Raw genomic sequence first — 19,320 nt, 5'->3', positions numbered from 1 at the left:
CAGCGCCCGGACGGGGTCAGCCCCAGGCGGCGCGCATCGGGTTGCCCGCAGTGGTGAGCCTGCGGGTGGTGGAAGCGATGATCACGACGATCGCGATCGCGCCGGCCACCACCACCGCGGCGGGCGGGTCGTTGAGCGCGATGCCGGCCGCTGCCCACACCGCGGCGACCGAGTAGCCGATGACGGCCGTGCCGGCGAGCACCACCCACGACGCGATCACCGACACCGCCAGCAGCACGACGACCGCTGCGATCGCCGCCAGCGCGCCGGAGGCGGGCAGGCCCATCCACGCGCCAGTGGCCGCGGTGGCGAGCGCGATGGCGAACGACACCCATCCCGTGTAGAGCGCGACCGTGCCGCGCAGGACAACACGTTCGAGGACGCTCTCGGCAGGCTGCCGGCTGAGCCGGCCGAACACGACCGCCAACGCGACCAGCAGCATCACGATCAGCAGCTCGGCCAGCGGCACCCAGCCCGAGCCGAACGCCAGCACCCAGCCGATGTTGACCACCGCGGAGAACGCGAGCCACCAGCCGATCTCGCGGTGGAGCTGCCGGCCCCACTGCCCCGGCAACGCCTGGTACACGGCATAGCCGAGGAACCCGACGTAGATGGGCCCCCAGATGGCGAACGCCCAATCGGCGGCCAGCAACGGCGTGGCGTACTCGCGAGCCACCGCACCGATGGACTCGTGCGTGGCCCCGGTTTCCGTGAGCACGGAAACGACGATCTGGAGCACCGCGAACACCGCCACCAGGATGCTGCGGACGAGGTCGGCGAGCACTGGTCGCCGGGACGTCACCGTCATGGGCGCCATTGTCTGCCTGCCCGCAGGCGTCGGGCCAGCCGAGTTCGCTCGACGGAACCGGAGACGGGGACGAGCGGGGTGCTAACGCAGCAACAGGGCGTCGAGCCTGCGTGACGCGACGGTGACACCGAGCGCGATCATCACGAGGAAGTACGTCAGGTGTCCGAGCATCCCGAGGTGCACCGCGCCGGTGGTGAGCCCCCGCATCAGCTCCACCGCATGGAAGAGCGGCAGGCACTCCACCACGATCTGCAGCCACCGCGGATACACCGAGAGCGGGTAGAAGGTGGTGGAGAACAGAAACATCGGCAGGATCACGAGCGTGACCAGGTCGAAGTCCTGCCACGACCGCATGTAGGACGTGGCCGCCATGCCGATGGCGGCGAAGGCGAACGCCACCACCAGCGCGGCCGGCAGCGCGAGCAGCGCCCAGGGAGAGACGAGGAGCCCGAAGCCCGCCATCACCGTGAGGAACCCGAGCGCGTAGAGCCCGCCGCGGATGAGCGCCCAGCCGATCTCTCCGAGCGCGATGTCGACCGTGCCGAGTGGGGTGGCCAGCATCGCGTCGTAGAGTTTGGCGTGCTTGAGCTTGAAGAAGACGTTGAAGGTGGCGTCGAACACGGCGCCGTTCATCGCCGAGGCCGCAAGCAACCCCGGGGCGATGAACGCCGCATAGCTGATGGGGCTGCCGTCGGGCCCGGGCAGCGTGCCGACCAGCGATCCGAGCCCCTGCCCCATCGCGACGAGATAGAACACCGGCTCGAAGAACCCCGAGACGAAAGCGAGCCACGCCCGCCGGGACGCCGTGGCCGAGCGCAGCAGCAACGCGTGGGAGCGCCCCGCGTAGCTTCCGGCCGGGAGCAGGCGCAACAACCCACCGGCGGCCGGCGGGGCGGGAACCTGGGCGGTCACCTGGTGAGCCTCCTGGTGAAGAACCGGGTGGCGAGCGCGATCCCGAGCACGAGGAGCGCACCGAGGTAGGCCAGGTGGCCCAGCGCGGCGAGCGGCTGCCACCGGTCGAGGGCCGCCGCGCGGGCGAGCTCGGTGCCGTGCCAGAGCGGTGAGACGAACGCGACGGGCTGCACCCACTCCGGCAGACGGTCGACCGGGAAGAACGTGCCCGAGAACAACGTCATCGGGATGACGACGAAGCGGAACAGGGCGTTGAACGCGGCACCCTCGTTCTCGACGGTGGCGGAGAACGCGGTGACGAGCGAGGCCATCGCGGCCCCGGTGAGCACGGCTGCCAGCAGCGATACCACGATGCCCACGCTCGCGACGCCACCGAACAGGGCGATCACGACGACGTAGACGGCACCGGAGCCAGCCGTCTTGAGCGCGACCCAGACGAGGTGCCCGAGCGCCACCTGGGCCGGGGAGATCGGGCTCGCGGTCATCGCGTGGTAGACGCGCTGCCACTTGAACCCCGACAGCACCGGGTAGGTGGACTCGAACGCCGCGCTCTGCACCGCCGAGACGGCCAGCAGCGCGGGCGCGAGCCACACCAGGTAGTCGACGCCGCCGGTGGCCGCCTGCGCGCTGCCCGTGCCGGCCACGAGCGAGCCGAAGCCCACCCCGAAGGCCAGCAGGAACAGCAGCGGCTGCAGCACCGACGACACGGCGGTGGCCCGCCAGTTGCGCCGGTACCAGGTCCAGAGGTGCTCGACGACGCGCAGCACGCCGCCGCCCCACCGGCCCGGCGCCCGCCCGGTGGACCGCGTGACGACCGGGGCGCTCCCGGTGCCGGCGGTCATCAGTCCACCAGCGTGCGGCCGGTGAGGCGGAGGAAGACGTCCTCCAGCGTGGAGCGCCGGGCCAGAGCCGACAACGGCACGAAACCGGCACGCGCGACCTCGGCGTGGGTGTGCTCGCCGTCGGCGGAGTAGAGCAGCAGGCGGTCGGGCAGCTCCTCCACCCGCTCGGCGAACGGCGCGAGGGCGGCGGGATCGGGGCGCTGCCCGACGTCGAACCGCAGCTCCAGCACCTCCCGGGTGGAGTACCGCCCGATCAGCTCGGCAGGCGACCCCTCCGCCACGATCACGCCGCCGTCCATCACCACGAGCCGATCGCACAGCTGCTCGGCCTCGTCCATGTAGTGGGTGGTGATGATCTGGGTGACGCCCTCGCGCTTGAGCCGGTAGAGCCGCTCCCACAGCAGGTGGCGCGCCTGCGGGTCGAGACCCGTGGTGGGCTCGTCGAGCAGCAGCAGCTCGGGGTCGTTGACCAGGGCACGCGCGATGGTGAGCCGGCGCTTCATCCCGCCGGAGAGCGGCTCCACCTCGTGCTCGGCCCGTTCGGTGAGCTGTGCGAACTCGAGCAGCTCACTGGCCTTGGCCCGCACATGGGCGCGAGACAGGCCGAAGTAGCGGCCGTAGATCTGCAGGTTCTGCCGGACCGTCAGCTCGGTGTCGAGGTTGTCGAGCTGGGGGACGACGCCGATGCGGGCCCGGATGCGTGGGCCGTCGACGTCGGGATCCATGCCCAGGACCTGCAGCGATCCGTCGGTGCGGGGTGAGACGCACGCGATCATCCGCATCGTGGACGACTTGCCGGCGCCGTTGGGGCCCAGGAAGCCGAACACCTCGCCGCGGGCGACGTCGATGTCGACGCCCCGGACCGCCTCGAAATCACCGAAACGCTTGCGCAGCCCGCGCGCCTGGACCAGCCCGTCTGCCACGTCCCGCACGGTAATGGACCTCCCCGACAGAAATCGCGCGATATCGGGCGGCCTGGACGCCTAGTAGACCGGTCTCTATAGTCGCCGTCGTGAACGAACGACCGTCGACGCGGGAACGGGTGATCCGCACCGCCGCGGGTCTGTTCCGGGCGCAGGGCTACCACGCCACGGGGCTGAACCAAGTGCTCAGCGAGGGCAACCTGCCGAAGGGCTCCCTGTACTTCCACTTCCCCGGCGGGAAGGAACAGCTGGCCGTGGAGTCGGTGCGGCTGGCGGGCGACGAGCTCTGCTCGGCACTCGCCGCGACGCTGGCGAGCACGCCCGATCCGGTGCAGGCGCTGGAGCGAGCGGTCGGTCTGCTCGGCGAACACCTCGCCGCCACCGACTTCCGCGAGGGCTGCCCGGTCGCGACCGTCGCCCTGGACACGGCAGGGCACAGCGAGCCGATCCGTACGGCGTGCGCGGACGTCTACGACTCGTGGCAGTCGCTCGTTGCGAACCATCTCGACTCGGCGGGCGTCGAGGACCCCGAGGAGGTCGCCACGCTGGTGATCGCCGCGATCGAGGGCGCCCTCCTGCTCGCGCGCACCCGCCGCGACCTCGCCCCCCTGCACGCCGTCGGCGCCCGCCTGCGGATCCTCCTGAACGACGGACGGAGCTCGACATGAGGGTCCATCACCTCAACTGCGCCACCATGCGGCCCTTCGGCGGAAGGCTGGTGAGCGGCACCGGGCCCGTCCTCGCCACCGCCGAGCTGGTCTGCCACTGCCTGCTGATCGAGACGGACAACGGCCTCGTCCTCGTCGACAGCGGCCTCGGCACGGGCGACGTCACCGACCCGGACGCCACCCTCACCCGGGGGTGGCGCCGCCTGGCCCGACCCGTGCTCGACATCGCCGAGACCGCGCTGCACCAGGTGGAGGGGCTGGGCTTCCACGCGTCCGACGTGCGCCACGTCGTGCTCACCCATCTCGACCTCGACCACGGCGGCGGGCTGCGCGACTTCCCCGACGCTCAGGTGCACGTGTTGCGCACGGAGCTGGAGGCCGCGCTGAGCGCGCGCAGCGGCAGCGAGCGCACGCGCTACCCGAGCGGCCAGTGGGCGCACGGGCCGAAGTGGGCGCCGCACGACCCGCAGGGCGAGGAGTGGTTCGGCTTCCACGCCGTGCGCGACATCCCCGGGCTGCCGCCGGAGATCCTGCTGGTGCCCTTGATCGGCCACACGGTCGGGCACACGGGCGTGGCGGTGCGCGAGGACGACCGCTGGCTGCTGCACGCGGGCGATGCCTATTTCTTCCACGCCGAGATCCGCACGGACGCACCCTGGTGCACGCCGGGCCTGCGACTGATGCAGGGCCGGGTGGAGACCGCCCGCGGGCTGCGGCTCGCCAACCAGGAAAGGCTGCGCGAGCTCGTGCGCGCGCACGGCGACGAGGTCACCGTGTTCAACGCGCACGACCCGGTTCAGCTGCGGGCCGCCCGACAGCCGGCGGCCCGCGTCAGCTGAGCCGGGCGGAGGTCAGAGGTTCGGGAACCAGAGCTTGATCTCCCGCGCCGCGCTCTCCTCCGAGTCGGAGCCGTGGACGAGGTTGTACTGCGTCTCCAGTCCGAAGTCGCCGCGGATGGTGCCGGGGGTGGCCTTGGCCACCGGGTCGGTGCCGCCTGCCAGCTGCCGGAAAGCCGCGATCGCCCGCGGGCCCTCGACGACGGCCGCGAGCACGGGTCCCGAGGTGATGAACTCGAGCAGGTCGCCGAAGAAGGGCTTGCCGTCGTGCTCGGCGTAGTGCTGCTCGGCGAGCTCGCGCTCGACCGTGCGCAGCTCGAGCGCGACGATGTCGAGGCCCTTGCGCTCGATGCGCGCGAGCACCTCGCCGATCAGCTTGCGCTCGACGCCGTCGGGCTTGACGAGGACCAGGGTGCGTTCAGTCACGTCGCCCAGCGTATCGACGGGCCGCGGAGCGGCCGCGTCAGGGATCCCGGGGCTGCTGGCTGGGCAGTTCCCCGCGGGCCATCTTCCCCGCGAGGTCGCGGCGCAGCATCAGGAGCACGACCCAGACGAGGACGAACACCCCGCCCATCACGCCCAGCGCCGGGACCAGCAGCCCGCAGGCCACCATCACCACCTGCAGGACGAGCGCCAGCCGCAGTCCCCACGGCCGCCGCTGCAACCCCGCGGCGACGATCATCACGACCGCCAGCGCCCCGATCACCCCGACCGCGAGCGGGGTGGCGCCCTCACCGAACTTCGGCAGCACGAGCAGCGCCAGCGCCACCACGATCGCTTCGAGCGTGAGGGTGGCGGCGAAGACCCCGCGCAGCCCCTTCATGGGGTCGGGCCCGTGCACAGGTGCGGGCCCGGTGACGGGGTCGGCCCCGTTGCCGGGGCCGGGCGAGCTCATACGGGTTCCTTCCCGAACATGGCCCTCACCTCACCGGCCGTGACCACCGAGCCGGTCACCACCACACCGACCCCGGACTCGCCGCCCTCCTCGGCCAGCTCCCCCGCCTGCTCGACGGCCTCGGCCAGCACCGGCTCGACACTCACGCGGTCGGAACCGAACACCTCGGCGGCGATCGCGCCCAGCTCGTCGGGATCCATGGCCCGCGGCGAGGAGTTGGCGGTGACGACCACCTCGTGCAGCACCGGTTCCAGCTCGTCCAGGATGCCGCGCACGTCCTTGTCCCGCATCACACCGAGCACGCCGACGAGCCGCGCGAACCGGAAGTCGGTGGTGAGCGCGGCAGCGAGCGAGCGAGCGCCCGCCGGGTTGTGCGCCGCGTCGATGAGCACGGTGGGCCCACCCTCGCCTGCCGCGACCCGCTCCAGTCGGCCCGGCGACGCGACGCCGGCGAACGCCGCGCGCACCACGTCGGGATCCAGCGGCTGCCGCGGCCCGGCACCGACGAGGGCCTCGGCCGCGGCGAGCGCGAGCGCGGCGTTGCTCGCCTGGTGCTCGCCGTGCAGCGGCAGGAAGATGTCGTCGTAGGTGCCGGAGAGACCCTGCAGGGTGAGCCGCTGGCCGCCCACCGCGATCTCCCGCTCCCGCACCCCGAACTCGGCACCCTCCCTGGCCACCTGGGCGTCCACCTCGACGCAGCGCTCCAGCAGCACCTCGGCCACGTTCTTGTCCTGCGCGGCCAGCACCGCCACCGCGCCCGGCTTGATGATCCCGGCCTTCTCCCGGGCGATGCCGAGAATGTCGTCGCCGAGGAACTCCATGTGGTCGAGCCCGATCGGGGTGACCACCGCGACGTTGCCGTCGGCGACGTTCGTGGCGTCCCACGTGCCACCCAGCCCGACCTCCAGGATCGCGGCCTCGACCGGGGCGTCGGCGAAGGCGGCGAAGGCCATCCCCGTGAGCACCTCGAACTTCGAGAGCGTGCCGAGCTTCGCGTCGACCATCTCGACGAACGGCAGGACGTCCCGGTAGAGCGTGACGTAGCGCTCCGGGGAGATCGGCCGGTTGTCGATGTTGATCCGCTCGGTGGCGCGCTGCAGGTGCGGGCTCGTGTAGCGGCCGGTGCGCAGCCCGATCTCGGTGAGCAGGGCGTCGATCATCCGGGACGTGGACGTCTTGCCGTTCGTGCCGGTGATGTGCACGACCGGGTAGCCGCGCTGCGGGTCGCCGAGCACGTCGACGAGCGCTGCGATCCTCTCCAGCGACGGCTCGATCACCGTCTCCGGCGCGCGCCGGTCGAGCGCGGCGTCGGCGGCCAGGAACTCCGCGAACCCGATCACCGACGACTGCGCAGGCACGACGTCGGGGCTCTCCCCGCCGCGGATGGCGTCGAGAACGTGCGAGACGACGGCGTCTTCGGCCGCCTCCTCCGGAGAGCGGACCTCGCCCTCGCCCTCCGGCAGTTCCTCCCGGTCCCTCGTCATGACGCGGGCAGAGCCTCCAGCCTTGCCTCGATCCGGTCGATGTCGGCGGCCGCCGCGGCGCGCCGGGACCGGATGCCCTCGACGACGTCGGCGGGCGCCTTCTCGACGAACTTGGGGTTGCCGAGCTTCTTGTCCGCCTGGTCGAGCTCCTTGCGGGCCGCGGCCAGGTCGCGGGTGAGCCGAGCACGCTCGGCGGCCACGTCGATGGCGCCGGACGTGTCGATCTCGACCTGGACCGTGCCGCTCCCGAGCCCGACCTCGAACGCGGCCGTGGGGGTGAAGTCCGAGCCCGCGTCGTCCAGCCGGACCAGCGCCGCGACGGCACCGCGGTGGCCGGCGAGCCCCGCCTCGTCCAGCCCCACGATGCGGGCGGCGACGCGACGGCTGTCGGGCACGCGCTGCTCGGTGCGGAAGCGGCGGACCTCGGTGACGAGCTTCTGCAGGTCGGCGATCCGGGACGCGGCGAGGGCGTCGGGAGCGACACCTGCGTCGACCGGCCACTGCGCGACGACGACGGACTCCCCGTCGGTGAGCCCCTGCCACAGCGCCTCGGTGATGAACGGGATGACCGGGTGGAGCAGCCGTAGCAGCGCGTCGAAGACGTGCCCGAGCACCGCCCTGGTGCCGTCGGCGGTGGCGTCGTCGCGGAGCTGGACCTTCGCCAGCTCGACGTACCAGTCGCAGAGCTCGTCCCACGTGAAGTGGTAGAGCCCTTCGACCGCCTTGGCGAACTGGAAGTCCTCCAGGAGCGCGTCGGTCTGCTCGCGGACCTCACGCAGCCTGCCGAGGATCCAGCGGTCGGCGTCGGTGGGGGCGGTGGGCAGCGGCAGCGCCGGTGACGCGCCGTTGGCCAGCGCGAACCTGGTGGCGTTCCAGAGCTTCGTGTCGAAGTTGCGGGAGGCCTGGACGGCGTCCTCACCGATCGGGACGTCGGTGCCCGGGTTGGCCCCACGCGCCAGCGCGAAACGCAGGGCGTCGGTGCCGTAGCGGTCCATCCACTCCAGCGGGTCGACGGTGTTGCCGGACGACTTCGACATCTTCTTGCCGAACTGGTCGCGGACCATGCCGTGCAGCGCGATGGTGTGGAACGGGATCGCTTTGTCCGGACCCTGGTCCTGCATCGCGTAGAGGCCGAACATCATCATCCTGGCGACCCAGAAGAACAGGATGTCGTAGCCCGTGACCAGCACCGACGTGGGATAGAACTTCTCGAGGTCGGGGGTCTTGTCCGGCCAGCCCAGCGTGGAGAACGGCCACAAGGCCGAGGAGAACCACGTGTCGAGGACGTCCTCGTCCTGCGTCCAGCCGGCCGGCGGCTCCTCGTCCGCGCCGACGCAGACCATCTCGCCGTCGGGGCCGTACCAGACCGGGATGCGATGGCCCCACCACAGCTGCCGGCTGATGGTCCAGTCGTGCATGTTGTCGACCCAGCTGAACCAGCGGGGTTCGAGCTCCTTCGGGTGGACGGCGACACGGCCGTCGCGCACGGCGTCGCCCGCGGCCTTCGCCAGCGGCCCGACCTTGACGAACCACTGCAGCGACAGCCGCGGCTCGATCGGCTCCTTCGAGCCCCGTGACGAGTGCCCGACGCTGTGGACGTACGGGCGCTTCTCCGCGACGATCCGCCCCTGCGCGGCCAGGGCCTCGCGCACGGCGACGCGCGCCTCGAAGCGGTCCATGCCGTCGAACTCGGTGCCGGTGTCGGCGATCCGCCCGGACTCGTCCATGATCGAGGGCATCGGCAGGTTGTGGCGCCGCCCGATCTCGAAGTCGTTGGGGTCGTGGGCCGGGGTGACCTTGACCGCGCCCGTGCCGAAGCTCGGGTCGACGTGCTCGTCGGCGACGACCGGGATCATGCGCCCCACCAGCGGGAGCTCGATCTCCCGGCCGACCAGGTGCTTGTAGCGCTCGTCGTCGGGGTGGACCGCGACGGCGGTGTCGCCCAGCATCGTCTCCACGCGGGTGGTGGCGACGACGACCGCGTCGGCACCGTCGCCGTAACGGATGGAGACGAGCTCTCCCTCGACCTCGCGGTGCTCGACCTCGACGTCGGAGAGCACGCTGCGCAGCTCCGGCGACCAGTTGACCATCCGCTCGGCGCGGTAGATGAGGCCGTCGTCGTAGAGCCGCTTGAAGATGGTGACGACGGCACGGCTCAGGCCCTCGTCCATGGTGAAGCGCTCGCGGCTCCAGTCGACGCTGTCGCCGAGACGCCGCATCTGGCTGAGGATGGCGCCGCCGTACTCGGCCTTCCACTGCCAGGTGCGCTCGACGAAGGCCTCGCGGCCCATCTCGCGCCTGCTCGTGCCCTCCGCGGCGAGCGCGCGCTCGACCAGCGCGTGGACCGCGATCGAGGCGTGGTCCATGCCGGGGAGCCACAGCGTCTCGTAGCCCTGCATGCGGCGGCGGCGCACCAGGATGTCGATGAGGGTGTGCTCGAACGCGTGGCCGATGTGCAGGCTGCCGGTGACGTTCGGCGGCGGGATGACGTTGGAGAACGACGGCTTGTCGCTCGACGCGTCGGCGGTGAAGTAACCGGCCTCGACCCACCGCTCGTACATACCGGCCTCTACCTCGCCCGGATTCCACTGGGCGGGCAGGTCGGCAGTGCGGGAGGGAAGCGTGTCGGTCACCGCTCAAGTCTACGAGCCGCGGTCGACCCGGTTCCCCGCGCACCCGTGCCCGCAGGCGGGAGCAGCAGGGCGTGCAGACGGTGGAAACCCAGCACGGGGGCGAGCCTGCGCTGCCGCACGAGCCGCAGGTCCAGCGCCCGTACCCGACCGAGGGACGGCTCGTAGACCCGCCACGAGTCGGGGCCCTGCACGCCCAGGGCCATGACGTAGTGCCGTGGGACGACCGACCCGACGAGCATCGGCACGGGACGGCCGGCCGCGAGGGCGGCGCTCGCCTCGTCGAGGGCCGAAGCGAGGTCGACGGCCGACGTGTCGTCCACCAGGCGCACCCGGTACGGCCCCGCGCCGGGGACGTTGCGCCGCAACCACCGCACCATTGCCCACGGGGTGGTCCCGAGCGCGCGGGGCCAGAAGCGGTTGGTCTCACGGTGCACCTGGCGCTGACGCTCGTCGTAACGGGTGCCGAAGCCGGTGGCGACCCCCGTGGTCACGCCCACGGATCCGGTGACGGCACCCAGCACCCGCTCCCCGTCGAGGCGCTGCGTCTCCCCGGGGTCGGCCCACGCGGCCAGCGCGACGAGCACCGCGCTGCCACACGCCGTGCGGTCCACCTGGTCGAGCCGGACGCCGCCGCGGCGCTGCTCCCCGACCTGCTCGGAGAGCAGCGGCCTGCGACCACCGGCCAACGGAAGCACCTGCGCGACACGGCCCGGCTTGCGCATGCCGCGTCCTACGAGCGACTGGATCCGCCGCGCCACTCCGCACACCGTCCGCATGTCCGCGATCCTCCCTGCGGGTGGCGGATCGCGCACTCCCTCGTTGTCCCGACCTCTACGTCAGGACCGGGACGTCACTTCGTGCGCGTCAGCGCCTTGGACCACAGCCCCGCACCGTCCTGCGCACGCAGCGTCACCCGCAGCTCCTCGCCGCCCGGTGCGACCTCGACCTCACCGAAGTGCTGGAAGCCCTCCATCGGCGAGGCGTTCGCGGCCGGGGGCGCCCGCACGTACGCCACCTCGGGGCCGAACGTCGAGTCCATCGCGTTGGGTCCGAACGCGCCGGCGTTCAGCGGGCCGGAGACGAACTCCCAGAACTCGTCGAACTCCGTGAAGGCCGCGCGGGCAGGCGAGTAGTTGATGGCCGCGGTGTAGTGCACGTCGGCGGTCAGCCAGACGACGTCGCGCACCTCGCGCTTCTTCAGCTCGGTCAGCACCCAGGCGATCTCGGCCTCGCGGCCGCTCGGCGGGCCCGCAACGCCGTTGGCGACGGCCTCCCACGCGGTGCCGTCGGGCACCTGGATGCCGATCGGCATGTCCGACGCGACGATCTTCCACGTCGCCTTCGACGACTCGAGCGCGTCGACCAGCCACTTCGCCTGCTTCTCGCCGAGGATCCGCTCCATCGGCTTCGTGTTGGCGTCGTTGGCGTCACGGTAGGTCCGCATGTCGATCACGAAGACCTCGACGTGGGGTCCGTAGGGCAGCCGCCGGTAGACCCGCCCGTCCACCGCCCGGCGCGGGTCCAGCGGCACCCACTCGTGGAACGCCTGGAACGCCCGCTTCGCGAGCACGTCGACGCGCTTCTCGGTGTACTGGGCGTCCGTGATCACCTCGCCGGGGTACCAGTTGTTGAGGACCTCGTGGTCGTCCCACTGGTTGATCTGGGGCACGGCCGCGGCGAACGCGCGCACGTTCTCGTCGAGCTGGTTGTAGGCGTGCTGCCCGCGGAACTCGGCGAGGGTCTCGGCGACCTTGGACTTCTCGGGGGTCACGATGTTGCGCCACGTCCGGCCGTCGGGCAGCTTGACGGACTCCGTGACCGGGTTGTCGGCGTAGATCGTGTCGCCGCTGTGGATGAAGAAGTCCGGGTGGCGGTCGGCCATCGCCGCGTAGATCCGCATCCCGCCGATGTCCGGGTTGATCCCCCAGCCCTGCCCGGCCACGTCACCCGACCACAGGAAGCGGACGCCGTCGCGCTTGCCGGGCAGCGTGCGGAACGAGCCGCTCACGGGCTCGCTCACGCTGCGGCCGTCGAGGTCCTCCGCAGTGACGCGGTAGTGCACCGTCCGTCCCTCGCCGGGCACGCGCAGCTTGCCGGTGAAGTCCGTGTCCGGCGTGAGAACGGGTCCGCGGATCGTGCGGGAGCGACGGAAGTCGGCGTCGGCCGACACCTCGACGACCATGCGCGACGGCCGGTCGGCACGGGCCCAGACCAGCCCGGACCCCTCCAGCACGTCCCCGGACTGGACACCGTGGGTGAGCACGGGGCGGTCGGGGCGGGCAAGGGCCGGAGCGGCGAACGCGGGGGCGGAGGTACCCAGCGGGACGGCCGCCGCGAGCCCGCCGATCGCGGCGGTGCGGAGCAGGGTGCGCCGGTCGACGGCGTGGTGGGAGCGCATGGTGGCATGTAATCCGATCGGGTGAACCGGACGCCGGATCGTGAAGGGGACGCGCAGGTGAACTCTGATCTACCGGCGGCGCCGCTTCACTCCGCGTGCAGCGATCCCCGCCGGTCGAGCCGCCATGACACGAGCGCCACCACGATCGCCCCTGCCGCCAGCAGCACGCCCAGGTAGGCCGGCGCGGTGAAGCCCCACCCCGCCCCGATCGCCAGCCCGCCGAGCGCCGGCCCCAGCGAGTTGCCGACGTTGAACGCCGAGGTGTTGGTGGCGCTCGCCAGCGTGGGAGCGGCGCCCGCCAGCGCGAACACCCTCGCGTTCAGCGGGGCACCGGCGATGAACGCGATGGCACCCAGCAGCACGACCAGCCCGGCGACGACCACCGGCTCCCGTGCGAACACCCCGACCAGCCCGAGCAACACCCCGGCGCTCGCGAGCCCGCCGAACAGGGTGGGCCACGGGTACGGATCGGCGAGCCGGCCACCGACCACCACGCCCACGAGGCTCCCGAGCCCGAACCCGAGCAGCACGGCGGGCACCCACCGCTCCTCGATTCCCGCGACCTCGGTGAGCAACGGCGCGACGTAGCTGAACGCGCCGATCATGGCGGACTGGTAGAGCGCGGTGGTGCCCAGCGCGAGCCACAACCGACCGTGCCGGAACGCCGCGAGCTCGGCGGCCACCCGCGGCGCAGCCCCGTGCGCCGTGCCGGGCGGGACGCTCAGCACCACGCCGAGCGCACTCACGGCGGCCAGCGCGCCGACCGCCCAGAACGCCGAACGCCAGCCGAACTGCTGGCCCACGAGAGTGCCCAGCGGCACCCCGGCGACGTTCGCGACGGTGAGCCCGCCGAGAAGCACGGCCAGCGACCTGGCCCGCAGCTGCGGCACCACCGCCGACACCGTGACGACGGCCGCGACAGCCCAGAACGCCCCGGTCGCCACCGCCGTGACCACCCGGGCGGCGAGCAGGACCCCGTACTGCGGCGCGAGAGCGCTGACCACGTGCCCGACGACGAACACACCGAGGGCGGCCAGCAGCGTGGTGCGCCGGGGTAGTCGCAGCGTCAGCACGGCCATCGCGGGAGCGCCGACGATCATCCCGACCGCGAACGCCGAGATCAGGTAGCCCGCCTCGGGGATCCCGACCCGGAGGTCGGACGCCAGCTGCGGCAACAGCCCGGCGATCATGAACTCGCTGGTGCCGAGCGCGAAGATGCTCAGCGCCAGCACCGGGACGACTCGCGGGATGCGAGCAGGCTGCAACGGCGCAGCGACAGCGGACACGTTCCCCCCTGGATGCCGGTCCTCGTGCTGGTGACAACCCGTTGGCGCCGTCCACCGATTCCGGCAACACGCGTGCCGGATTGCCGTGGTGGGCGGGGTCAGCGCGGTGGTGCGGACTGGCTGACCAGCCGCAGCTGCGTGAACGACAGCACTCCCTCGGCCCCGCCCTCGTAGCCGTAGCCGCTCGCGTCGAGCCCGCCGAGCGGAGCGTCCGGCAGCGACGGCGCCATCTGGTTGATGCCGATGTTGCTCGCCGCCAGCCGCTCCACCGCGATCTCGCGCCGGGTGAGTGAGTCGGTGAAGACGTAGGCAGCGAAGGCGTACTCCGGGGCATTGGCCAGTTCGATGGCCTCGTCGACGTCGTCGAACGGGACGAGCGCCGCGATCGGCCCGAACGGCTCTTCGGACATGATGTCCGCGTCGTGCGGCACGTCCGCCAGCACCGTGGGCTCGAAGAAGAAGCCGTCCCGCTCGGGTTGCCGGCCTCCGCACAGCAGCCGGGCGCCGCGCCCGACCGCGTCCTGCGTCAGCCGGAGCATGGCATCCACCCGGCCCTGGTGAACCAGCGAACCCATCGTGGTCTCCGGGTCCGAGCCGTGGCCCAGGCGCAGGGATCGCGCGTGGTCGGTCAGCCGGGAGGCGAACGCGTCGTACAGGCTGCGATGCACCAGGTAGCGGCTCGGCGCGACACAGGACTGGCCGGCGGAGCCGAACTTCGCCGGGCTCGTGACGGCGACGACGCTGTGCACGTCGGCGTCCTCGCACACGAGGACAGGCGCGTGGCCGCCGAGCTCGAACACGCCCCGGATGAGCCGCGGGGCCGCGAGGGCGGCCAGCCGTTTTCCGACTGCGGTGGAGCCGGTGAAGGTCACCGCCTTGACCACGGGCGAGCCCAGGAGCTGGGCGGACACCGTGGGCGGGTCGCCGAAGACGAGGTTCACCACACCGTCCGGCAGCCCGGCGTCCACGAGCGCCTGGACGATCGCCGCGGCCGTGCCAGGGGCGCTCTCGGCCGCCTTCAGCACGACTGTGCAGCCGGCGGCGAGCGTGCCGCCGAGCTTGCGCGCGCCGAGAACCGCGGGGAAGTTCCAGGCGGTGAACGCGGCGACCACGCCGAGCGGGGTCGGGACGGAGTAGCGCCTGCTGCCCGCGACCGCCCCGCCGATCACCCGGCCCTCGACCCGGGCGGCCTGCTCGCCGTTCCACTCGAGGGTGTCGATCGCCCGCTGGATCTCGCCGCGGGCCTCGGCGCGGGTCTTCCCGGCCTCCAGCATCAGGGTGGTGGCGATCTCCGCCGCGCGCGAACCGAGCAGCGCGGCGGCCTTCTTCAGGATCGCGCCACGCTGCGCCGGCACCATGGTGCTCCACGCACGGAACGCGGCCGACGCGGCGTCGAGCGCATCCGCGACATCGCGCTCGTCCGCCTGCTCCACGGTGCCGATCGTCCGGCCGTTGCCGGGATCCGTCACCGGGATCCGGCCCGCCGCGCCGTCGCGCCACCGGCCCCCGACGAACAGGCGCGTCGCGACCTGGGCCGTGGAGTCAGCGGACATAGCTCGCCCCGTTGACGTCGATGGTTGTGCCGGTGGCATGCGTGGCCAGGCCCGAGGAGAGGAACGCGATCACGTTGGCGACGTCCTGCGGCTGGGCCACCTTGCCGAGTCCGGTGTCGCGCGCCGCGACCTCGACGCCGACCTCCTCCGCGAACACCTTGTTCAACGCGGTGTCGACGTACCCCGGGGCGAGGGCGAACGCGGTGACGCCTTCGCGGCCGTACTGGCGGGCGATGGTGCGGGTCATCGCGACGACGCCTGCCTTCGCCGCGGCGTAGTGCCAGTAGTCCGGGTCCTCACCACGGAAGGCGGCACGGCTCGCCAGGTTGACGATGATGCCGCCGCCCTCCTGGGTCCGGTAGGTGGCGACGGCCGCACGGCACAGAACCGCAGGTGCGAGCAGGTTGACAGCCAGCGACCGGTTCCAGACGCCCATCCATTCGGCGAGGCTCTCGTCCAGCGGTGCCGGCGGGTAGATGCCGGCGTTGTTGACCAGCACGTCGATCCGCCCGTGCACCCGCAGGGCCTCCTGCCACAGCGCATCGGCGGCTGCGGAGTCGCTCAGATCGGCCCCGAGCCGGTGGGCCCGCTCGCCGATCTCCTCCTCCAGGGCGAGGGTGGCCTCCACGCTGACGTCGTGCAGCACGACCGAGGCGCCTGCCGCGACAACGGTGCGAGCGGTCGCGGAACCGATACCGCCGCCCGCCCCGGTGATCAGGACGACTCGTCCGGAGAGATCGATCAACGGTTTCCTCCCTCGACGGCCCCGATGGGGCCTGGTGGCTGGGGGTGACTGCGACCCGAAGTCCGCGTGTAAGCCTAACGACGCTGCCGCAGGCTCTCAATCGAAATGCTGTCCGCAACGGCCTTGCATTCGACAGGATCTGAGGGGAAACTTCTGTCAATCGGCAAAGTAGCGTGGCTCACTTGCCGCGACTACGAGGTGAGGGCACAGCAGTCGGCGAGGTGGGTGTGGGTCGGTTGGACGCATCATTGGCCGGGCTAGCGAAGGTCGCGGCGCAGCCCAGGGCCGCCGTGCCCCTGGACGACATCGATCTCGCGTTGCTGCGTCACCTCGCGGAGCACGCCCGCATCTCCCAGCGCCGGCTGGCGGCGCGGCTGGGAATCTCGGCGCCCACGGTGAGCGAACGGATGAGCAGGCTGGAACGCAGCGGCGTCATCCGCGGCTACGGCGCACAGATCGACTGGGACGCCGTCGGTTACGGGGTCAGCGTGTACCTGTCGGTCACCGCCGCGGCGGGGTACGACACCGCCGAGATCATGCGCAGCCTGTGGGAGATCGCCGAGGTCGAGGACGTCATGATCGTCACCGGCAGCCTCGACATGCTCGCCAAACTGCGGGTGCGCGACCACGGCCACCTGCGGACGCTGCTCATGGAGCGGATCTGGCAGATCCCCGGAATGCAACGCACGGAGACCCTCATCGGGATGGCCGAGATGCCGCCGAAGAACTTCGCCGCCGGCCTCCTCGACCACATCGACCGGGCCGCCGCCCCGCAGGGCACCGTGGACGAGACCACCGGTTAGGACTCCTGCGCGGGTACGGTCCCCGCGCGGCTGGACAGCGGATGGCCGTCGGCGTGAATACAGTGCGACGCATGACCCGGATTGACCCTGAGGTCCGCGCCTTCCTCTCCGAAGGCACCCGCACCGGCAGGCTCGGCTTCGTCGCTGCCAACGGCCGAGCGCTCGTGGCGCCCGTGTGGTTCCTGGTAGAAGGCCCCGACGAGGCACCCGAACTGGTGTTCAACACCGGGAAGAACACCGCGAAGGGACGCGCCGTGGCCCGCGACCCCAGGCTGACGCTCTGCGTCGACCTGCCGGAGCCGCCGTATGCGTACGTGCAGGTCCAAGGCGAGGCGGCGGTCTCGGAGGACCCCGACGAGCTCCTCCGCACCGCCACCGCCATCGCGGCCCGGTACGTGGGTGAGGAGCGCGCCGCGGACTTCGGGAAGCGCAACGCCGGGCCCGGCGAGCTCGTGGTGCGCCTGCGGCCGACGAAGGTGATCGCGGAGTTCGACATCATCGGCTGACCGAGCCGGTGGGGCCGGCCCGGGATCAGGCCTGCTTCGTTGCCCCGCTCTCGCTGTCCCACCCGTCGGCGAGGCGGCTGATCTTCTGCGCGTAGTCGCGGGCGGCGACCGCAGGGTCGGCGGCCCGCCCGGCCGCCAGCCCGATCAGGAACGCCGTGACCGGCGCGCCCGGGCGGCTGACGCCGTGGGCGACATCCGAGGTCAGGTCGAGGACCATGTCGACGGTGGTGGCGCTGTCCACCGCGCCTTCCAGCCCCAGTTCCTGGGACACGGCGTCGACCCACTCGGACAGGGCTTTCGCATCACTGCTCGGGCTCACGACGGGGACCCTATGGCATCGGCTCCCGGCGCGCCCGCCGCCACGATCAGCCGAACAGCGCCGGGATCTTGATCACGAGCTGGTACAGCCCGTAGCCGAGGGGAATCAGCACCCACAGCCACGCGACCACCGCGATCACCCACTGCAGCGGGCTCCACGCGTCGCTCGGCTTGCCGACCGCCTGCCCCGCAGCGCTCATCTCTCCGGCCGTGCTCATGCCTGCGCTCCCGCCTTCGACGCCGACTCCAGGGTCGGCTCGTGGAACTTCTCGTTCACGGGCCTGATCAGCTCGTTGCAGATGAACCCGATCACCAGCAGCCCGATCATGATCATGAACGCGGTGGTGTACCGACCGGGCCCCTGCACGCCCGCCCCGATCTGGGCGTCCGCGATCGCGTTCACGATGAGCGGACCCAGCACGCCCGCCGTGGACCACGCGGTGAGCAGCCGCCCGTGGATCGCACCCACCTGGTAGGTGCCGAACAGGTCGCGCAGATACGCCGGCACCGTGGCGAAGCCCGCGCCGTAGAACGACAGGATGAGAATCGCGCAGATCAGGAACACGACCCTGTTGGAGTTCGTCATCAGCGTGACCGTGAGATACAGCAGCGCGCCCACGCCCAGGTAGATCCGGTACATGTTCTTGCGGCCCAGGTAGTCCGACAGCGATGACCACAGGATGCGGCCCAGCGAGTTGGCCAGCGACAGGATGGACACGAACCCGACCGCTGCGGCCGCGATGGTGGCGGCGGGCCCGGCGTCGCCGAAGAAGTCGACGAAGATCGGGTTGGCGCGTTCGAGGATGCCGATACCCGCCGTGACGTTGAAGCAGAGCACCACCCACAGCAGCCAGAACTGCGGCGTCTTGATCGCATTACGCGCAGAGACGTTTGCGCGGGTGATGAGTGTGCCCTGCCGCGCCTGGGACGAGTCCCATCCGATGGGCTTCCAGTCATCGGCCGGCACCCGGATCAGCAGCCAACCGACCGACATGAACACCGCGTAGATCAAGCCCATCGTCAGGAACGTCAGCGCGATTCCGTGGACGTCGGGGTCGGAGCCGGATCCGCCGAACGCGCTCAGCAGCTGGCTGCTGAGCGGCGAGGCGATGAGAGCGCCACCACCGAAACCCATGATGGCGATACCGGTGGCGAGACCGGGGCGGTCGGGAAACCATTTGATCAAGGTGGACACCGGCGAGATGTAGCCGATACCGAGTCCGATGCCGCCCACGAATCCGTAGCCGACCACCACGAGCCAGTACTGCGAGAAGTACAGGCCCAGAGCCGAGATCAGGAATCCGGCGACGAAGCATGCCGACGACACGACCATCGCCCAGCGCGGGCCGTTGGCGTCGACCTTCGTGCCGAAGAGGGCCGCCGACACTCCGAGCATGATGATGCCGAGCGTGAACGGCAGCGCGCTCTCGACGCCGGAGATGCCGAGCCCGTTCTCCAGCGGCGGCTTGAACACGCTCCAGGCGTAGGCCTGCCCGATGGCCAGGTGGATCGACAGCGCCGCGGGCGGAACGAGCCACCGACTCCACGTCGGTGGAGCCACGATTCGCTCCCGTTGCAGGAACCCAGCTGGCATGACCGTCCCCTTGCCTTCGCCCACGTGCCTTTGATCTCGGCACACGTTCGCGTGAACCTAGGAGGATCTTGTTGCCAAAGCAACTCGTGTGAGCGGGGAGCTGACGCGTTTAACAG

Annotated in this window: 20 protein-coding genes; 4 read left to right on the top strand and 16 right to left on the bottom strand. The window is 71.4% G+C overall.

Annotated features, from left to right (window positions below):
• Window positions 1-16: 16 nt before the first annotated feature.
• The 4 genes from MMF94_RS16695 to MMF94_RS16680 all read right to left on the bottom strand — a co-directional run bounded on the left by MMF94_RS16695 (window position 17) and on the right by MMF94_RS16680 (window position 3,485).
• Window positions 17-808 carry a hypothetical protein gene (locus MMF94_RS16695; RefSeq protein WP_241037659.1) on the bottom strand — a complete coding sequence of 264 codons (792 nt, stop codon included), beginning with the start codon at window positions 806-808 and terminating at the stop codon, window positions 17-19.
• Window positions 809-889: 81 nt separating this feature from the next.
• Window positions 890-1,720 carry an ABC transporter permease gene (locus tag MMF94_RS16690; RefSeq protein WP_241037658.1) on the bottom strand — a complete coding sequence of 277 codons (831 nt, stop codon included), beginning with the start codon at window positions 1,718-1,720 and terminating at the stop codon, window positions 890-892.
• Window positions 1,717-2,562 carry an ABC transporter permease gene (locus tag MMF94_RS16685; RefSeq protein ID WP_241037657.1) on the bottom strand — a complete coding sequence of 282 codons (846 nt, stop codon included), beginning with the start codon at window positions 2,560-2,562 and terminating at the stop codon, window positions 1,717-1,719. The genes MMF94_RS16690 and MMF94_RS16685 overlap by 4 nt, the downstream gene beginning before the upstream one ends.
• A complete protein-coding gene (locus tag MMF94_RS16680; protein WP_241037656.1) occupies window positions 2,562-3,485 on the bottom strand; it encodes an ABC transporter ATP-binding protein in 924 nt (307 codons plus the stop codon). The genes MMF94_RS16685 and MMF94_RS16680 overlap by 1 nt, the downstream gene beginning before the upstream one ends.
• Before the next feature lie 89 nt (window positions 3,486-3,574).
• Between MMF94_RS16680 and MMF94_RS16675 the strand changes: the two genes are divergently transcribed.
• Window positions 3,575-4,153, top strand: a complete 579-nt coding sequence (locus MMF94_RS16675; RefSeq protein ID WP_241037655.1) for a TetR/AcrR family transcriptional regulator — start codon at window positions 3,575-3,577, stop codon at window positions 4,151-4,153.
• Entirely contained in the window at window positions 4,150-4,992 is an 843-nt protein-coding gene (locus tag MMF94_RS16670; protein WP_241037653.1) for an MBL fold metallo-hydrolase, read from the top strand. Before MMF94_RS16675 ends, MMF94_RS16670 begins: the two co-directional genes overlap by 4 nt.
• A gap of 12 nt (window positions 4,993-5,004) precedes the next feature.
• Here MMF94_RS16670 and ndk read toward each other — a convergent pair whose 3' ends face one another.
• The 9 genes from ndk to MMF94_RS16625 form a co-directional block, all read right to left on the bottom strand.
• Entirely contained in the window at window positions 5,005-5,415 is a 411-nt protein-coding gene (ndk, locus tag MMF94_RS16665) for a nucleoside-diphosphate kinase (RefSeq protein WP_241037651.1), read from the bottom strand.
• A gap of 37 nt (window positions 5,416-5,452) precedes the next feature.
• The gene (locus MMF94_RS16660; RefSeq protein ID WP_241037650.1) at window positions 5,453-5,884 is read right to left on the bottom strand and encodes a DUF4233 domain-containing protein; all 432 of its coding nucleotides are present in this window, start codon (window positions 5,882-5,884) and stop codon (window positions 5,453-5,455) included.
• Complete coding sequence (locus tag MMF94_RS16655) at window positions 5,881-7,368, bottom strand: bifunctional folylpolyglutamate synthase/dihydrofolate synthase (RefSeq protein ID WP_241037649.1); 1,488 nt, start codon at window positions 7,366-7,368, stop codon at window positions 5,881-5,883. Before MMF94_RS16655 ends, MMF94_RS16660 begins: the two co-directional genes overlap by 4 nt.
• Window positions 7,365-10,001 (bottom strand): valine--tRNA ligase, encoded by a 2,637-nt coding sequence (locus MMF94_RS16650; protein WP_241037648.1) that lies wholly within the window; start codon window positions 9,999-10,001, stop codon window positions 7,365-7,367. The genes MMF94_RS16655 and MMF94_RS16650 overlap by 4 nt, the downstream gene beginning before the upstream one ends.
• Entirely contained in the window at window positions 9,998-10,777 is a 780-nt protein-coding gene (locus MMF94_RS16645; protein WP_241037647.1) for a hypothetical protein, read from the bottom strand. The genes MMF94_RS16650 and MMF94_RS16645 overlap by 4 nt, the downstream gene beginning before the upstream one ends.
• Before the next feature lie 74 nt (window positions 10,778-10,851).
• On the bottom strand, window positions 10,852-12,399 hold the full coding sequence (locus MMF94_RS16640) for an alkaline phosphatase D family protein (protein ID WP_241037645.1): 1,548 nt from the start codon (window positions 12,397-12,399) through the stop codon (window positions 10,852-10,854).
• Window positions 12,400-12,485: 86 nt separating this feature from the next.
• On the bottom strand, window positions 12,486-13,685 hold the full coding sequence (locus MMF94_RS16635; protein ID WP_241037644.1) for a Cmx/CmrA family chloramphenicol efflux MFS transporter: 1,200 nt from the start codon (window positions 13,683-13,685) through the stop codon (window positions 12,486-12,488).
• 98 nt (window positions 13,686-13,783) lie between these two features.
• A complete protein-coding gene (locus MMF94_RS16630) occupies window positions 13,784-15,238 on the bottom strand; it encodes an aldehyde dehydrogenase family protein (protein WP_241037643.1) in 1,455 nt (484 codons plus the stop codon).
• Window positions 15,228-15,983 carry an SDR family NAD(P)-dependent oxidoreductase gene (locus MMF94_RS16625; protein ID WP_241037641.1) on the bottom strand — a complete coding sequence of 252 codons (756 nt, stop codon included), beginning with the start codon at window positions 15,981-15,983 and terminating at the stop codon, window positions 15,228-15,230. Before MMF94_RS16625 ends, MMF94_RS16630 begins: the two co-directional genes overlap by 11 nt.
• A 236-nt stretch (window positions 15,984-16,219) precedes the next feature.
• On the opposite strand from MMF94_RS16625, the gene MMF94_RS16620 reads away from it, so the two are divergent.
• Together MMF94_RS16620 and MMF94_RS16615 are read left to right on the top strand one after the other, a co-directional pair.
• Window positions 16,220-16,786 carry an Lrp/AsnC family transcriptional regulator gene (locus tag MMF94_RS16620; RefSeq protein WP_241037640.1) on the top strand — a complete coding sequence of 189 codons (567 nt, stop codon included), beginning with the start codon at window positions 16,220-16,222 and terminating at the stop codon, window positions 16,784-16,786.
• Window positions 16,787-16,857: 71 nt separating this feature from the next.
• Window positions 16,858-17,292, top strand: coding sequence for a PPOX class F420-dependent oxidoreductase (locus MMF94_RS16615; protein WP_241037638.1), 435 nt, complete (start codon window positions 16,858-16,860; stop codon window positions 17,290-17,292).
• 25 nt (window positions 17,293-17,317) lie between these two features.
• Here the strand turns inward: MMF94_RS16615 and MMF94_RS16610 are convergent, their stop codons facing one another.
• From MMF94_RS16610 to MMF94_RS16600, 3 genes are read right to left on the bottom strand one after another with little or no spacing between them, the layout of a single operon-like run.
• Window positions 17,318-17,611: a DUF6457 domain-containing protein gene (locus MMF94_RS16610; RefSeq protein WP_241037637.1), complete on the bottom strand. Its 294-nt coding sequence runs from the start codon at window positions 17,609-17,611 to the stop codon at window positions 17,318-17,320.
• Window positions 17,612-17,657: 46 nt separating this feature from the next.
• The gene (locus MMF94_RS16605; RefSeq protein WP_241037887.1) at window positions 17,658-17,828 is read right to left on the bottom strand and encodes an MFS transporter small subunit; all 171 of its coding nucleotides are present in this window, start codon (window positions 17,826-17,828) and stop codon (window positions 17,658-17,660) included.
• The gene (locus tag MMF94_RS16600; RefSeq protein ID WP_241037635.1) at window positions 17,825-19,204 is read right to left on the bottom strand and encodes an OFA family MFS transporter; all 1,380 of its coding nucleotides are present in this window, start codon (window positions 19,202-19,204) and stop codon (window positions 17,825-17,827) included. The genes MMF94_RS16605 and MMF94_RS16600 overlap by 4 nt, the downstream gene beginning before the upstream one ends.
• Window positions 19,205-19,320 lie beyond the last annotated feature (116 nt).

The sequence above is a fragment of the Pseudonocardia alaniniphila genome, assembly GCF_022524485.1.
Taxonomy (GTDB): Bacteria; Actinomycetota; Actinomycetes; order Mycobacteriales; family Pseudonocardiaceae; genus Pseudonocardia; species Pseudonocardia alaniniphila.
This window is presented reverse-complemented; position numbering and strand designations above follow the sequence as displayed.

Excerpts from the sequence above, each read along its gene's own strand:
- MMF94_RS16600 (WP_241037635.1), bottom strand. The coding sequence starts at position 19,204 with ATGCCAGCTGGGTTCCTGCAACGGGAGCGAATCGTGGCTCCACCGACG.
- MMF94_RS16670 (WP_241037653.1), top strand. The coding sequence starts at position 4,150 with ATGAGGGTCCATCACCTCAACTGCGCCACCATGCGGCCCTTCGGCGGA.
- MMF94_RS16640 (WP_241037645.1), bottom strand. The coding sequence starts at position 12,399 with ATGCGCTCCCACCACGCCGTCGACCGGCGCACCCTGCTCCGCACCGCC.
- MMF94_RS16645 (WP_241037647.1), bottom strand. The coding sequence starts at position 10,777 with ATGCGGACGGTGTGCGGAGTGGCGCGGCGGATCCAGTCGCTCGTAGGA.
- MMF94_RS16660 (WP_241037650.1), bottom strand. The coding sequence starts at position 5,884 with ATGAGCTCGCCCGGCCCCGGCAACGGGGCCGACCCCGTCACCGGGCCC.
- MMF94_RS16685 (WP_241037657.1), bottom strand. The coding sequence starts at position 2,562 with ATGACCGCCGGCACCGGGAGCGCCCCGGTCGTCACGCGGTCCACCGGG.
- MMF94_RS16655 (WP_241037649.1), bottom strand. The coding sequence starts at position 7,368 with ATGACGAGGGACCGGGAGGAACTGCCGGAGGGCGAGGGCGAGGTCCGC.
- MMF94_RS16695 (WP_241037659.1), bottom strand. The coding sequence starts at position 808 with ATGACGGTGACGTCCCGGCGACCAGTGCTCGCCGACCTCGTCCGCAGC.
- MMF94_RS16615 (WP_241037638.1), top strand. The coding sequence starts at position 16,858 with ATGACCCGGATTGACCCTGAGGTCCGCGCCTTCCTCTCCGAAGGCACC.
- MMF94_RS16605 (WP_241037887.1), bottom strand. The coding sequence starts at position 17,828 with ATGAGCACGGCCGGAGAGATGAGCGCTGCGGGGCAGGCGGTCGGCAAG.
- MMF94_RS16630 (WP_241037643.1), bottom strand. The coding sequence starts at position 15,238 with ATGTCCGCTGACTCCACGGCCCAGGTCGCGACGCGCCTGTTCGTCGGG.